13 protein-coding genes and 1 pseudogene are annotated in these 14,305 nt (G+C 51.5%); 2 read left to right on the top strand and 12 right to left on the bottom strand.

Annotation, left to right across the window (positions count from 1 at the left end; genetic code table 11):
- Positions 1 to 52: 52 nt before the first annotated feature.
- Positions 53 to 885, top strand: a pseudogene (gene cobB, locus O3W44_RS05670) (Sir2 family NAD+-dependent deacetylase).
- Positions 886 to 915: 30 nt separating this feature from the next.
- Here cobB and potD read toward each other — a convergent pair.
- From potD to potA, 4 genes are read right to left on the bottom strand one after another with little or no spacing between them, the layout of a single operon-like run.
- Complete coding sequence (gene potD / locus O3W44_RS05665) at positions 916 to 1,959, bottom strand: spermidine/putrescine ABC transporter substrate-binding protein PotD (RefSeq protein WP_269292311.1); 1,044 nt, start codon at positions 1,957 to 1,959, stop codon at positions 916 to 918.
- Positions 1,960 to 1,972: 13 nt separating this feature from the next.
- Entirely contained in the window at positions 1,973 to 2,746 is a 774-nt protein-coding gene (gene potC / locus O3W44_RS05660; protein WP_269292310.1) for a spermidine/putrescine ABC transporter permease PotC, read from the bottom strand.
- The gene (gene potB, locus O3W44_RS05655) at positions 2,743 to 3,603 is read right to left on the bottom strand and encodes a spermidine/putrescine ABC transporter permease PotB (RefSeq protein ID WP_442954611.1); all 861 of its coding nucleotides are present in this window, start codon (positions 3,601 to 3,603) and stop codon (positions 2,743 to 2,745) included. The genes potC and potB overlap by 4 nt, the downstream gene beginning before the upstream one ends.
- Positions 3,587 to 4,702: a spermidine/putrescine ABC transporter ATP-binding protein PotA gene (gene potA / locus O3W44_RS05650; RefSeq protein WP_269292309.1), complete on the bottom strand. Its 1,116-nt coding sequence runs from the start codon at positions 4,700 to 4,702 to the stop codon at positions 3,587 to 3,589. Before potA ends, potB begins: the two co-directional genes overlap by 17 nt.
- A 311-nt stretch (positions 4,703 to 5,013) precedes the next feature.
- Between potA and pepT the strand changes: the two genes are divergently transcribed.
- Entirely contained in the window at positions 5,014 to 6,243 is a 1,230-nt protein-coding gene (gene pepT, locus O3W44_RS05645) for a peptidase T (protein ID WP_269292308.1), read from the top strand.
- Between the two features lie 145 nt (positions 6,244 to 6,388).
- Here pepT and O3W44_RS05640 read toward each other — a convergent pair whose 3' ends face one another.
- The 8 genes from O3W44_RS05640 to rluE all read right to left on the bottom strand — a co-directional run bounded on the left by O3W44_RS05640 (position 6,389) and on the right by rluE (position 14,240).
- On the bottom strand, positions 6,389 to 7,513 hold the full coding sequence (locus tag O3W44_RS05640) for a ribosomal protein uL16 3-hydroxylase (RefSeq protein WP_269292307.1): 1,125 nt from the start codon (positions 7,511 to 7,513) through the stop codon (positions 6,389 to 6,391).
- A gap of 56 nt (positions 7,514 to 7,569) precedes the next feature.
- Positions 7,570 to 9,030, bottom strand: coding sequence for a two-component system sensor histidine kinase PhoQ (gene phoQ, locus O3W44_RS05635; RefSeq protein ID WP_269292306.1), 1,461 nt, complete (start codon positions 9,028 to 9,030; stop codon positions 7,570 to 7,572).
- A gap of 2 nt (positions 9,031 to 9,032) precedes the next feature.
- Complete coding sequence (gene phoP / locus O3W44_RS05630; RefSeq protein WP_269292305.1) at positions 9,033 to 9,701, bottom strand: two-component system response regulator PhoP; 669 nt, start codon at positions 9,699 to 9,701, stop codon at positions 9,033 to 9,035.
- A gap of 105 nt (positions 9,702 to 9,806) precedes the next feature.
- Positions 9,807 to 11,177 (bottom strand): adenylosuccinate lyase, encoded by a 1,371-nt coding sequence (gene purB / locus O3W44_RS05625; RefSeq protein WP_269292304.1) that lies wholly within the window; start codon positions 11,175 to 11,177, stop codon positions 9,807 to 9,809.
- Positions 11,178 to 11,219: 42 nt separating this feature from the next.
- Positions 11,220 to 11,861 (bottom strand): high frequency lysogenization protein HflD, encoded by a 642-nt coding sequence (gene hflD / locus O3W44_RS05620; RefSeq protein ID WP_269292303.1) that lies wholly within the window; start codon positions 11,859 to 11,861, stop codon positions 11,220 to 11,222.
- A gap of 34 nt (positions 11,862 to 11,895) precedes the next feature.
- The gene (gene mnmA / locus O3W44_RS05615; RefSeq protein WP_269292302.1) at positions 11,896 to 13,020 is read right to left on the bottom strand and encodes a tRNA 2-thiouridine(34) synthase MnmA; all 1,125 of its coding nucleotides are present in this window, start codon (positions 13,018 to 13,020) and stop codon (positions 11,896 to 11,898) included.
- A 39-nt stretch (positions 13,021 to 13,059) separates the two neighbouring features.
- On the bottom strand, positions 13,060 to 13,533 hold the full coding sequence (locus O3W44_RS05610; protein WP_269292301.1) for an NUDIX domain-containing protein: 474 nt from the start codon (positions 13,531 to 13,533) through the stop codon (positions 13,060 to 13,062).
- 47 nt (positions 13,534 to 13,580) lie between these two features.
- Positions 13,581 to 14,240, bottom strand: coding sequence for a 23S rRNA pseudouridine(2457) synthase RluE (gene rluE / locus O3W44_RS05605; RefSeq protein WP_269294369.1), 660 nt, complete (start codon positions 14,238 to 14,240; stop codon positions 13,581 to 13,583).
- Between the last annotated feature and the right edge of the window lie 65 nt (positions 14,241 to 14,305).

Here is a 14,305-nt window from a genome sequence, read left to right as displayed (position 1 = left end):
CTTACGCCCCCCTCTAAAGCGGCTCGCCGAAGCCGCCGTACAAGGAGCCTTTATGCGCACACCCCGTCGACGCTTACGACTTGCCCGGCTCAAAAGACCCGGCGAAAAGTGCATCAACGCTTTCGCCAACGTATTTTTGAGCGCGATCGGCAGGCTGAACTGGCTGCCCATCCATTGCCTCATGTAGTTGTTCTGACCGGAGCCGGTATCTCAGCCGAATCAGGCATCCGTACTTTCCGTGCCGCAGACGGGTTATGGGAAGAACATCACGTAGAAGATGTTGCCACGCCAGAAGGCTTCCAGCGTGACCCGGCACTGGTGCAGCGGTTTTATAACTCCCGACGTCAACAGTTACAGCAGCCAGACATTCAGCCCAACGCCGCGCATAAGGCACTTGCTGAACTGGAGTTAGCGTTAGGCGACAACTTTCAGTTAATCACGCAGAATATTGATAATTTGCATGAGCGAGCAGGTAATACACGCGTACTGCATATGCATGGTGAATTGTTCAAAGTGCGTTGTGTCACCAGTGGTCAGGTGATTGAGTGGACAGGTGACCTGACCATGGACGATCGCTGTACCTGCTGCCAGTTTCCTTCAGCATTACGGCCCCATGTCGTCTGGTTTGGTGAAATGCCGATTGGCATGGAAACGATCTATCATGCGCTGGAAAAGGCCGATCTGTTTATTGCCATCGGCACTTCAGGCCACGTTTATCCCGCCGCTGGCTTTGTTCATGAGGCGAAGTTGCAGGGCGCGCATACGGTTGAATTGAATCTGGAACCCAGTCAGGTAGGCAACGAATTTGCTGAACGCCATTACGGTTTAGCGAGCGCAATCGTACCGGAATTTTTGCATACCCTGCTGCGCGGGCTCTACAAATAACAAGGGCGGCCACGCTGCCGCCCTTACCGGTTAACGGCCTGCCTTTAGTTTCTGGAAAAGTGTTTCGTATTGCACACTGGCCTCGCCAACATCATTTTGCCATTCACCGTTTTTGATCACATCGGCAGAAGGGTAGAGTGACGGATCTTCAGCAACAACTTTCGGCAGTAACTTTTTAGCCTCGAGGTTCGGTGTCGGATAACCAATCGTTTCGGCTACTTTTGCCGCGACATCGGGACGCAACAGGAAGTTGATAAGCTTAAGTGCGCCCTCTTTGTTTTTTGCATTAGCCGGAATGGCCAGGTTATCCATCCAGAAAATCCCACCTTCTTTTGGCCAGATAACCTGTAACGGTGTACCCGCCTGACGGGCGACATAGGCAGAACCGTTCCAGATCATGCCCAGATTAACTTCACCTTCCATAAACGGATTGCCGGGATTATCTGAGTTAAACGCCAGCACGTTTGGCATCAGCTTTTTCAGCTCTTCGTAAGCCGCTTCGATCTGTTTGGGATCGCGCGTGTTACCGGAGTAGCCTAATTTGCGCAATGCCATCTGAAACACCTCGCGTGCGTCATCGGTCAGTAGCAGGCTCTGCTTATATTCCGGCTTCCACAAATCGGCCCAACTGCTGACGCTGTTTGGGTCCATTTCATCCGTGTTGATGCCAATGGCGGTTGCACCCCAGATATAAGGGATGGAGTAATCGTTGTTCGGATCGAAAGGTTTATTTAACAGATTGGGATCAAGATTTTTGAAATGCGTCAGCTGAGATTTATCGATTTTCTGCAGCATCCCTTCATTACGCATTTTGGCAACGAAATAGGTAGAAGGCACAACCAAATCATACGCGCCATCTTTCCAGGTTTTCAGCTTGGCGTACATGCTTTCGTTGGATTCATAGGTGGAATAGATCACCTTAATGCCGGTCTCTTTAGTGAACTGCTCAAGCAGCCCTGGCGGCACGTATTCGGTCCAGTTGTAGAAATAGAGTGTTTTGCCATCGTCAGCCTGCGCACTCTGCATGCTCAGCGCCAGCGCCCCAGCCGCCAGCCAGTGAGACCATTTCTTCATTGTTTTTCCTCTGTTATTTGTTTCTTTCACGAAGCAACCATTGGCTGCCAGCCACTAACAGCAACGATAGCAGCAGCAAAATTGTGGCGAGCGCATTAACTTCTGGCGACACGCCGACCTTGACCATGGAATAAATTTTCAATGGCAGGATTTCAAATGTCGGTCCGGTAACAAAGGACGACACCACCACATCATCCATTGAAAGCGTAAAGCTGAGTAGCCAGCCTGCTGCGACGGCGGGCATGGCCAGCGGCAGAATGATCTTGCGCAGAATGGTGGTTTCGCTGGCACCTAAATCTTTGGCTGCCTCTAGCATCCGCACATCAAAACCTTTCAGTCGCGAATAAACGGTAATTACCACAAACGGTAAACAGAAAGTAATGTGAGAGAACAGTAAAGACCAAAAGCCAAGTGAAATGCCGAGTAACATGAACAGCACCAACAGCGAGATCGCCATAACGATATCCGGTGACATCATTACGACAAACAGCATGCCACTGACAAAAGGCTTACCGCGAAAACGGTAACGATAGAGCGCCACTGCGGTCAAAGAGCCGATAAGCGTGGCGCAACTGGCGGAGAGTATCCCCATGATCAACGAATGCTGTGCTGCCTGAATCAGGCTGTCGTTATTCACGAGCAGGCGATACCACTGCGTGCTAAAGCCCTGCCAGTTGATACCAAAACGCGATGCATTAAACGAATTCACGATCAAAATAATGATCGGAATATAAAACCAGGCGTATATGACGGCCATAAAACCGCCGCGTAACCAGCGCGCCATCATTCCAGCTCCACATTTTTATTTAACAGGCGCGCGGCGCGCCAGTAAATCAGAAGCATCAGGCCCATTAGCAAGGTCATGACGACGCTGGTAGCGGCACCAAAAGGCCAGTCGCGAATATTCAGGAACTGACTTTTAATCACATTCCCGATCAACAAATTTTTCGCGCCGCCCATCAAATCGGCCACATAAAACAGTCCCATAGCGGGAATCAGCACCAGCAGACAACCGGCGACGATTCCCGGCATGGTCAGCGGTAATATCACGCGGAAAAAAGTTTGCACCTTGCTGGCCCCGAGATCGCGCGCCGCCTCCAGATAGGCTTTATCCAGTTTTTCCAGACTGGAATAGAGTGGCAGCACCATAAATGGCAACAGGATATAAATCAGGCCGAGAATAACCGCTTCGGGTGTATACATAATGCGAAAAGGCTTATCGATCAGGCCAATGCCTGTTAAAAAATCATTGAGCCAGCCGCGGGTGCTGAGAAAAATTTTCAGGCCATAGATGCGGATCAGCGAGTTGGTCCAAAAGGGCACAATCAATAAAAACAGCATCAGTGGCCGAATGCGGGCAGGCAACTTAGCCAGACACCAGGCAAACGGATATCCCAGCAGTAAGCAGCAGGCAGTGGCAATGAGTGCCATATTAAGGGAGTGCAGCAGCACTTCGGCATAGAGCGGATCGAGCAGGCGAGTGTAATTTTTAAGGGTAAATACCGTGCTGACGAAATGCGCATCGTCACGTGTTAAAAAGCTGGTGACGATGATCATCAGGTTGGGCAAAAAGACAAAAAGCGTCAACCAGCCGACAATCAGCGCAACGACACTTTTCTGGAAACGATTACGCATCAGCTTCATACGGCAGCACTACCTCCCAGCTGGCGACCCAGTTAACCGCCATTTTCTGGTTTAGCGAGTGGTCAAAATCGGGATCGTCTTCATTAAAGAATTCACTGACCGTTACCAATTTGCCATTTTCCAGCTCGACGGTCGATTCCAGCGTCATGCCTTTGTAATTACGTTCGCGAACATAACCCATTAATCCCTCAACGGCGCTGTCGCCGTGGATCTCTTCAACGCGTAAATCTTCCGGGCGCAGCATCACGTGCAGCCTGTCGCCTTTTTTTACCGGGAAAGGGCAATGAATGTCACACTCACGGCCTTCAACGCGAGCACGGATCAGTGGCGTGTTTTCAGTAGCAACAACCTCGGCATCAAAAACGTTAATTTCACCGATGAAGCGCGCTACAAACAGATTTTTGGGTTCTTCGTAAATTTCCCGCGGGGTGCCGTCTTGTTCAATGTTGCCGTTGCGCATCACGACGATACGATCGGACATCGTCAGCGCCTCTTCCTGATCGTGCGTCACAAAGACAAAGGTAATACCGAGTTTACGCTGCAATGCTTTTAACTCGTTCTGCATCTGTCGGCGCAATTTGTAATCCAGGGCGGATAACGACTCATCCAGTAACAACACCTCAGGACGATTGACGACTGCACGTGCAATCGCAACACGCTGCTGCTGGCCACCTGATAATTGATGCGGACGACGATCGGCGAACGCATCGAGTTGCACCATAGCCAGAGCTTCGTTAACGCGAGTGGTAATGTCGGCGTTGGGCGTTTTCTGCATGCGCAAACCAAACGCGACGTTCTCAAATACCGACATATGTGGAAACAGCGCATAACTTTGGAACACCGTATTCACATGACGATGTTCAGCAGGCGTGTCGGTAATATCGCGGCTATCTAACGTAATGCGGCCGCTGTCAGCCTGTTCCAGTCCTGCGATGAGGCGCAAAATGGTTGTTTTGCCACAGCCAGAAGGGCCAAGCAGCGTAATGAACTCACCGTGACGAATAGTCAGGTTGAAGTCTTTAATGATGGATTTGCCATCGAAAGCTTTACTGATGCCAGAAAGCGTAACCAGCGCCTGGTGTGCGCGTGTTTGCGTCATTTTAGTCTCAGTCTGTCAAAGTCAAACAGGTTACAGCATAGCTGTTTATGTCAGCCAGCCAGCAAGAAGGGCCGGATAATACCTGAAAAATATAGCAATGCCATGTTTTGCCAGCGATAAAGCAAGATAAAAGGCTGTCTGTTGAAGTTGCTGGGAGACTCGCCGCAAAACAATGAACGCAAAGCAGCTTTTTACGTTTATAGACTTCCCGAAACAAGCCAGAGAGCGTTAACCTGTCTGATAATAGTGTGACGCAGCATCGCGTCTGGCTTGTCTGTTAATAATAACGACAGCAATTTTGAGGATGGTAAATGGATCAGTTACTCGATCGCTTTTTAAGTTATGTGGCAGTGGAAACGCAGGCGAAACCTCAGGCGCGTCAGGTGCCGAGCAGCGAAGGCCAGTGGACGCTTGCCCGTCAGTTACAGGAAGAGTTGCTGGCGTTGGGTTTTGTCGACGTCACGTTGAGCGATCACTGCTGTGTAATGGGCACTCTTCCTGCCAATGTTGACTGGCCAACGCCGGTCATTGGCTTTATTTCGCATATGGATACTTCACCTGATTTCACCGCGAAGAATGTCACGCCGCAAATCATTGAGAATTATCGTGGAGGGGATATCGCACTGGGCAAAGGCAACGAAGTGCTGTCGCCGGTGATGTTCCCGATACTGCATAAGCTTATCGGTCATACGCTGATTACGACCGATGGCAAAACGCTGTTAGGCGCAGATGATAAAGCGGGTATTGCTGAAATCATGACGGCGATGGCGCATCTGGCACAAAGTGATATCCCGCATGGTGCGATTCGGGTTGCCTTTACGCCCGATGAAGAAATTGGTCGCGGGACATCCTATTTTGACGTCGAAGGCTTCGCTGCCGACTGGGCTTATACCGTAGACGGCAGCGATTTGGGCGAATTTGAGTATGAAAACTTCAATGCCGCCTCCGCGACGGTAAAAATCGTCGGGAACAATGTGCATCCGGGCAGCGCAAAAGGGGTAATGGTAAATGCACTTGAGCTGGCTACGCAGTTTCATATGGCGGTTCCCGCGAATGAAAAGCCGCAATATACTGATGGCTATGAGGGTTTTTACCATCTGCATCAGATGAAAGGTACGGTAGAAAATGCCGAATTACTTTATATCATTCGCGATTTTGACACGGACAGCTTTGAGCAGCGTAAACAGACCCTTGAAAATATTGCGCAGGAAATCACTAAAGGGCTGCATCCCGATTGTTCGGTAAAAGTGGAGATCACTAACAGCTATCGCAACATGCGTGAAAAGGTTGAGCCGTACCCACATATTATTGATTTGGCGCTACAGGCGATGCGCGACTGCGGCATTGAACCTAAAGTCAAACCGATCCGTGGTGGGACAGATGGTTCGGCGCTGTCGTGGAAAGGGTTGCCCTGTCCGAATCTGTTTACCGGCGGCTATAACTATCACGGCAAACATGAATTCGCTTCGCTGGATATTATGGCGCAGGCAGTCAAGGTGATCGTGCGACTGGCTGAACTGGCGGGGCAGAAGCAGAGTTAAGCCGTCTGCGCAATGCCCGCCGCGTCGCCCTTGTCCCCGCAGAAAGGGGGATACAGCCAAAGGCTACTAGCGAGCGGGCAGCGTGTTGCGCCTTGCTTCTCCCTCAAGCTGGAGAAGCAAGGAGGACGATAGCCTGCACGAAGACTTATTCGCCGCTGAAGTACCAGTAACCTGCATTCACTAACGCGGCGATCTGCGCTAATACCGACGGATCGTCCAGTGCATCACCCAACTCTTCCAGTGAAATGTCATGATGATGCGCTAATACCGTCAGCACTTCCGGGTGCGAGCACTCAACACGTTCACCGTTGACATAAACGGCGTCACCCAGCGTCAAAACGCGCAGTCCCCCAAGACGGGAAAGCACATCACCGGATTGCAGCGCATCGTAAATTTCATCGGGTTGGTAAGGTGGCTCCGGTGGGGCAACATCCAGCTCGTGGCGTGATTGCGAAATAAATTCGCCAAACCAGCGCGCAAAATGTTCCGGCTGGTTAATCACGTCCAGCATCACCTGACGCACACCTTCAATTTCCTGCGGTAAAATCTGTGAAGGGCAATCGCGTGAGGGGACGTCCGGATCGGTATAGCGGTAGCTGCCTAATTCATTTGCTAAGGCGTAATCAGCAAAGCCGCTGATCAATTCACGGCCACTTGGCGCACGGAAGCCAACTGAATAGTTGAGCGCGTTTTCCAGCGAGTAGCCTTCATGTGGGAATCCTGGCGGAATATAAAGAATATCGCCTGGTTCCATCTCTTCATCAATAATGGCGTCGAAAGGTTCAACCTGTAGCAAATCGGGGTGTGGACAATGTTGCTTCATGGGCACCTTTTCACCGACGCGCCAGCGACGACGGCCTGTACCCTGAATAATAAACACATCGTATTGATCGAGGTGCGGTCCAACGCCACCGCCTGGCACGGCAAAAGAGATCATCAGATCATCAATGCGCCAGTCGGGCAAAAAACGAAATGGTCGCATTAATGCTGCTGAAGGCTCATGCCAGTTGTTCACCGCCTGAACCAACAACGACCAGTCGTTTTCACCAAGATGATCGTAGCTTTCAAACGGACCGTGGCTGACCTGCCATTTGCCATTTTTTTGGCTGACCAGGCGGCTGTCTACTTCGTTTTCCATCGCCAGCCCGGCCAGCTCATCAGGAGAAATGGGATCGATAAAATTTTTGAAACCACGTTTTAACACGACCGGGCGTTTTTGCCAGTAGCGTTGAATAAAATCGGGCCAGTTGAGATCGAGCTGATAGTCCATAAAAGGTTCCGCTTAGGGCTGTAAATGCCAGCAAGTATAACAGCCCGCGCGCCTTTCTACTCGCGACGATATTCGACTTCCTGGCGCTGAAAAATCACTTCCATACGAGCACCGCCTGACGCACTGTTCGAGGCGATGATTTTTCCTGCGTATTGTTCAAGAATGTCGCGAGCCACTGCCAGACCCAGCCCTTGTCCCGGACGCAACGTATCGGCGCGCTGGCCCCGAACAAAAATCAGATCGCGTTTGCTTTCAGGAATGCCAGGACCATCATCATCAATGTAAATATGCAGTGATTTTTCATTTTGATAGGCGCTGATTTCAATAAACTCCAGACAATATTTGCAGGCGTTATCTAACACATTGCCCAGCACTTCCATGAAGTCATTCTGGTCACCGACAAAGATCAGTTCAGGTGAAATGTCCAGCGTAATGGCTACGCCTTTGCGTTGATAAACTTTATTTAACGCGGAGCATAAGCTGTCGAGCAAGCCAGACACTGAATGCAAATCGCGCTGTAGAGGATTGTGATCGGCCTGCATACTGGCGCGATGCAAATAATAACCAATCTGCTGTGAGATACGGCTGATTTGTTCCAGCATCACAGGTTCAGCCTCTTCAATGGTCAGCTCCTTGCCTCCGCGCAGTGAGCGCAGTGTGCTCTGTAGCACGGCCAGCGGCGTTTTCAGGCTGTGGGTGAGATCGGACAGGGTTGTCCGATAGCGCATATAGCGTTGACGTTCGTTCGTTAATAACAGGTTGAGGTTGCGAACCAGGCTGCGCAACTCCTGGGGAGGATTGTCTCCCAGATTTTCACGCTGGCTGGTTTCGAGCTCACGCACCTGCTGAGTGAGATCGCGAATAGGGCGTAAACTCCAGTGCGCAGCCAGCCATAATAGCGGAATGATCAATATCAGGTTAGCGGCTAAAACGTAGCTGAACCACGACCAGACCACATCAGAGTGTTGCAACTCCTGAGGTATTGAATCCACGACCACAATGGTCAGGGCAGGAAGATTCGTGGTCGCATCATAGCGGTTTACGGCTACAGAGTGGGTAAATGTATCATCGCTGTCTGTATCCCAGGCATGCAGGCGGCGTTGTGCTGAAAGGTTGTTTCCCATCGCTGCCAGGCTGGTGCGATTACTGGTATCAATTTCATAGAAGTCGGGTTTCAGTAGCCAGTCCCGATGGATCTTGCTGCGAATATCCGGTACGTCGCGTTGCTGCCATAACAGTTTGCCGTGTTCATCATAAATAAACACCAGCGTCGGAAAATTAAGCGTCATGCGCTCCGGTTGGGCGATGGTGAGCTGATTGTTTTGCCATTGGGCGAGGGTAAAAAACAAATTGCTTTCACCGCGCATTACGCGATAGGTGTTTTTATCGAAGCTCACCACATAACCGATAACCGCCACCATGCCATAAGAGAGCGACAGAAACAGCACAATGGCCGCTGACGCCAGTAAGAAGCGGGCGCGTAGCGAAATAGGGCGGTAACGTTTAAACCAGGCCATGGTTACAGATCAAAGCGATAACCCTGACCGCGTACCGTAGCGATAACCTCGTTGGGATAGAGCGCCAGGATTTTTTTACGCAGGCGTCCCATTAACACGTCAATGGTGTGGCTTTCACGCAGCTCTGCATCGGGATAGAGTTGTAGCATAAGTGAGTCTTTACTAACCACTTTGCCTGCATTGCGGATTAAGGTTTCAACAATGGTATATTCAAATGCGGTAAGCTTGACAGGCTGCTCGTTAATAGCCAGTTCGCGTCGTGACAAATCAACCTGAAATGGCGTCATATCAATGATTTGCGAAGCATGACCGCTGTTGCGACGCATCAGTGCCTGCAGGCGTGCTGCCACTTCTTCAATATGAAACGGCTTAGTGACATAATCGTCAGCACCCGCTTCAAGCGCCTCCACCTTGGCCTGCCAGCCTTCACGTGCAGTAAGCACTAAGATCGGCTGACGTACAGCATCACTGCGCCAGCGGCGAATAAGCGACATGCCATCTTCATCCGGCAAGCCCAAATCAACCAGCGCAATATCCGGCAAATGTTCCTGAAGGAAATAATCAGCCTCTTTGGCGTCTTCGGCGGCATCTACCTGATGACCCATTTCACGTAATTGTACGGCGAGATGGTGACGTAGCAGGGCATTATCTTCTACAACCAAAACACGCATAGAATTTCCTTACTTTTAGAACAAAAAGAATGAAAGAAAGTATACGCGACGGGAACTAAACAGCAGGTTAACGCAGACCGGCGTCAACCGGCCTGCAAAGAGGAGTTACTTCAGGTCATCCACCATCTGAGTGGCGCGACCCAGGTAGTTTGCCGGGGTCATTTGCTTCAGGCGCGCTTTTTCCTCTTCCGGCAGCGCCAGGCTGTCGATAAAGGTTTGCATGCCTGCGGCATCAACGCGCTTGCCACGGGTTAACTCTTTCAGTTTCTCGTAGGGCTTTTCAATGCCGTAACGGCGCATCACGGTTTGAATCGGCTCAGCCAGTACTTCCCAGTTATGATCTAACTCGTCGAGCAGGCGCTCACGGTTTACTTCCAGCTTGGAAATGCCTTTCAGCGTCGCCTGGTAAGCAATCAGCGCATAACCTACCCCTACGCCAAGGTTGCGCAGCACAGTTGAGTCGGTCAAATCACGCTGCCAGCGTGAAACCGGCAGTTTGCTTGCCAGATGTTGCATCACCGCGTTCGCCAGACCCAGGTTTCCTTCGGAGTTTTCGAAGTCAATCGGGTTAACTTTATGTGGCATGGTTGAAGAACCAATTTCACCCGCGATGGTTTTTTGTTTGAAATGATTCAGCGCCACATAGCCCCAGATATCACGATCAAAATCGATCAGGATGGTGTTAAAACGGGCGATGCAGTCAAACATCTCTGCGATATAGTCGTGCGGCTCAATCTGCGTGGTATACGGGTTCCAGGTAATACCCAGTGAGGTCACAAAGGTCTCGCTCAGCTGATGCCAGTCTACTTCCGGATAAGCCGCAATGTGCGCGTTATAGTTACCTACTGCGCCGTTGATTTTGCCCAGCACCTCAATGTGGCCTAACTGACGTAACTGGCGCTCCATACGGTAAGCGACGTTAGCCATCTCTTTACCCATAGTGGAGGGCGTGGCCGGTTGACCGTGGGTGCGTGACAGCAGCGGAATGTCACGGTACTCCTGCGCCAGGCCTTTGACGGCATCGATCAACTGCTGCCAGTAAGGCAGAATCACCTCGCGACGTGCCGTTTCCAGCATCAATGCGTGCGACAGGTTATTGATATCTTCAGAAGTGCAGGCAAAGTGAATGAACTCAGATACGGCATGCAGTGCCGGGACATCAGCCACTTTTTCTTTCAGGAAATACTCAACCGCTTTAACGTCGTGGTTGGTGGTACGCTCGATGGTTTTGATGCGTGCAGCGTCAGATTCGTTGAAATTAGCCACAATAGCATCGAGGAAAGCGTTTGCGTCGGCGTCAAATGCAGGAACTTCCTTGATCTCTGCGGTATCAGCCAGTTTTTGTAACCAGCGTACTTCAACCTCAACGCGGAATTTCAGCAAACCATATTCGCTGAAAATCGCACGCAGCGGGCTGACTTTATCGCCGTAACGACCATCGACAGGTGAGACGGCGGTCAGAGAGGATAATTCCATCAGTGCAACTCCTGAATCATTAAACAAAAATGCCGCCCTGACTTAGTAAGTCAGTGGCAGCCGGGATAATAAGTTTTTTGCCTCGCGCAACAGGCGCTGGCGAGAGAACATTAACTGCAAACGGCCACCACCAACCTGTTGCCAGAGTACAGCAGCGCGAATACCCGCCAGCAGCGTGGCGCGGACTTTACTTTGCAATTGCGAATTTTGCAGTACCGATGGCGAGCCGGTTACCTGAATACGTGGCCCGAGCGGACTAATCACATCGACATAGATACCTGCCATTGCGCTGACAATGGTATCGGACTCCAGCTCGTAGTGCGCCAGCTGACGGTCCAGTTGACTAATGCGCTGCGCCAGCGTGGCCATTGCTTGCTTGTTGGCGCTCAGCTTGCGCTCCAGCACCATCATGCTCAGGGTATAACGCGTTAATTCAGCGCCTGCGCCCTGACGGCTGCTGCTGTTGAGCACCGCTATCAGCGTTTCCAGACCCAGACGCAAATTAGCTTCGTCGTTACCAAACACTGCTAATGTTGATGCGGGATTGAGATCCAGTACACTGCGCAGCGATACACTGAGCGGCTCAGGCGGACATTGCCCCTGATGCGCAAGCTGCTGAACCAGATGTGCGGCCTGGCAAATACCGGCCAGCGCGAGCGTGATTTCTTGATAATTCTTAGCCACGGTTACTCCTGTGTACGCGTTGTTAAGGTCGACGTTACGCGGCAACCCACGGCAGGCGTTCTTCAATAATACCGCCGCCGAGGCAGACGTCGCCAAGATAAAACACCGCGGACTGGCCTGGTGTGACCGCTGCAACAGGCTCGTCGAAACGCACTTCAATGCGATCATCGCCGTGCGGAATAATTTCGCAAGGAATATCGGTCTGGCGATAGCGGGTTTTCACGCTACAGCGCAGTGGCGCGGTTACTGGCTGGCGGCTTACCCAGTGTAATTGCTGGGCAATCAGGCCGACCGACATCAGGCGCGGATGGTCGCTGCCTTGCGCAACAATCAGGCGGTTACGCGCAACGTCTTTATCCACCACATACCAGGGATCGTCTTTGCTCTCTTTCATGCCGCCAATCCCCAGACCTTTACGCTGACCCAGCGTGTGGTACATCAGACCCTGATGCTCACCGACAACCTGGCCGTCAACGGTCTCGATTTCACCGGGTTGCGCAGGCAGATAACGTGCCAGGAAATCACGGAATTTGCGCTCACCAATAAAGCAGATGCCGGTAGAGTCTTTCTTTTTCGCCGTAATCAGATCGAGCTGCTCGGCAATACGACGGACTTCCGGTTTCTCCAGTTCACCCACCGGAAACAGGCTTTGAGCAATCTGCTGGTGGCTAAGCGTATAAAGAAAATAGCTTTGGTCTTTGTTGCCATCCAGGCCACGCAGCAGGCGGCTTTGGCCGTCAACATCCTGACGACGCACATAATGTCCGGTCGCAATGAGATCCGCGCCCAGATCCTCTGCTGCGAATTCAAGGAACGCTTTGAATTTAATCTCTTTATTGCAGAGGATATCGGGGTTCGGCGTGCGGCCCGCTTTATACTCTTCGAGAAAATGCTCAAAGACGTTATCCCAGTATTCGGCAGCAAAGTTGACTTTATGCAGCCTGATGCCGAGCTTATCGCAAACGGCTTGCGCATCCGCCAGATCGTCCGCAGCGGTACAATACTCCTCGCCGTCGTCTTCCTCCCAGTTTTTCATAAACAGGCCTTCAACCTGATAGCCTTGCTGTTGCAGCAACCAGGCGGAAACGGAAGAATCGACGCCGCCGGACATACCGACGATCACTTTTTTCTGGCTGTTGCTCTGGATAGTCTCAGACATCACATGCTCGCATAACATTAAAACAGGCGGCGTATTCTATCATGCGTCGGTGTGGCGCGCACCCTCGTGAATCGGCCAGTTGTACGGGTTGATAAGATGCAAAGGGTAGCGCGCGCCCTGCTGCCACAGGCGAACACTTTCTGCCACCAGCGGCGATCGCAGGTTATCCGCAGCCAGAATCTGGGCTGGCGGCAGCCACCAGCAGCAATCGATGTCGCTGTCCTGCGGGGTCGTTACCTGCTTTTCAGCCAGATCGAGTCCAAAAAGAAAACGCACAAAAGGTGTATTGTCGGGTGCTATCCACTGCTGAACGCCAAGAAAATAGTCCATTGACGAGGCGATGCCGGTTTCCTCGAATAATTCACGCTGTGCCGCCGCCAGGAGGGTTTCATCCGCCTCCAGATGACCGGCGGGCTGATTCCAGGTCGCACGGCCATTGATTTGCTCTTCAACCACTAACAGTTCGCCTTCAGCCTGTACCAGGCAGGCAACAGTGACATGAGGTTTAAACATCGATTCTCCGCAATTGTTAACCTGACGTTATAAAAAACCGCAGGGTTTTAGATCAAATCAGTAATGTCACGCCACGCGCCTGGCGCAAGATTATCTAACGTGTGAGGACCCATCGAATAGCGAATCAAACGCAACGTTGGAAAACCAATATGGGCGGTCATACGGCGAACCTGACGGTTTCGCCCCTCATATAAAGTGATTTTTAACCACTGAGTTGGGCTGTTTTTTCGTTCACGAATCGGCGGCTGGCGTGCCCACAGCCAAAGCGGTTCAGTGACTTTTTCGATGCCAGCTGGCAGGGTTAAGCCATCTTTCAGATTAACGCCATCTCGCAATGGTTGCAGATCCTGCTCCTGCGGCTCGCCTTCAACCTGCACATAATAAACCTTTCCGGTGCGCTTGCCGGGCTGCGTCAGTGCCGCCTGCAAGGCGCCATCATTGGTCAGCACCATCAGGCCTTCACTGTCGCGATCGAGTCGTCCGGCAGCATAGACATCGCTGACGCTAATGAAGTTTTTCAGCGTGCGACGTCCCGCTTCGTCGGTAAACTGCGGCAGAACATCAAAGGGTTTGTTAAAAAGTATGACGCGCCGCGGCGCATCTGGCCGTGAAGAAGTGCGCCGTGCCGCACGTAGCGGATGGCTGAATCGTTTATCCCGGTGAATTCGGTGAGAAGTTTTTCGCATAAGCTTTGCAGTCAGAAACAAACGGCGCATTATAACGCGAAATTGCGGTGATTGGCGTGGCGGAAATATTCAAGTAGTATTGACGC

This window comes from Pantoea sp. LMR881 (assembly GCF_027157825.1).
GTDB lineage: Bacteria > Pseudomonadota > Gammaproteobacteria > Enterobacterales > Enterobacteriaceae > Pantoea > Pantoea haifensis.
This window is presented reverse-complemented; position numbering and strand designations above follow the sequence as displayed.

What these genes read in the sequence shown, in the direction of transcription:
- potD (WP_269292311.1), bottom strand. Translation starts at nt 1,959, where the DNA reads ATGAAGAAATGGTCTCACTGGCTGGCGGCTGGGGCGCTGGCGCTGAGC.
- potC (WP_269292310.1), bottom strand. Translation starts at nt 2,746, where the DNA reads ATGATGGCGCGCTGGTTACGCGGCGGTTTTATGGCCGTCATATACGCC.
- potB (WP_442954611.1), bottom strand. Translation starts at nt 3,603, where the DNA reads ATGAAGCTGATGCGTAATCGTTTCCAGAAAAGTGTCGTTGCGCTGATT.
- potA (WP_269292309.1), bottom strand. Translation starts at nt 4,702, where the DNA reads ATGACGCAAACACGCGCACACCAGGCGCTGGTTACGCTTTCTGGCATC.
- pepT (WP_269292308.1), top strand. Translation starts at nt 5,014, where the DNA reads ATGGATCAGTTACTCGATCGCTTTTTAAGTTATGTGGCAGTGGAAACG.
- O3W44_RS05640 (WP_269292307.1), bottom strand. Translation starts at nt 7,513, where the DNA reads ATGGACTATCAGCTCGATCTCAACTGGCCCGATTTTATTCAACGCTAC.
- phoQ (WP_269292306.1), bottom strand. Translation starts at nt 9,030, where the DNA reads ATGGCCTGGTTTAAACGTTACCGCCCTATTTCGCTACGCGCCCGCTTC.
- phoP (WP_269292305.1), bottom strand. Translation starts at nt 9,701, where the DNA reads ATGCGTGTTTTGGTTGTAGAAGATAATGCCCTGCTACGTCACCATCTC.
- purB (WP_269292304.1), bottom strand. Translation starts at nt 11,177, where the DNA reads ATGGAATTATCCTCTCTGACCGCCGTCTCACCTGTCGATGGTCGTTAC.
- mnmA (WP_269292302.1), bottom strand. Translation starts at nt 13,020, where the DNA reads ATGTCTGAGACTATCCAGAGCAACAGCCAGAAAAAAGTGATCGTCGGT.
- O3W44_RS05610 (WP_269292301.1), bottom strand. Translation starts at nt 13,533, where the DNA reads ATGTTTAAACCTCATGTCACTGTTGCCTGCCTGGTACAGGCTGAAGGC.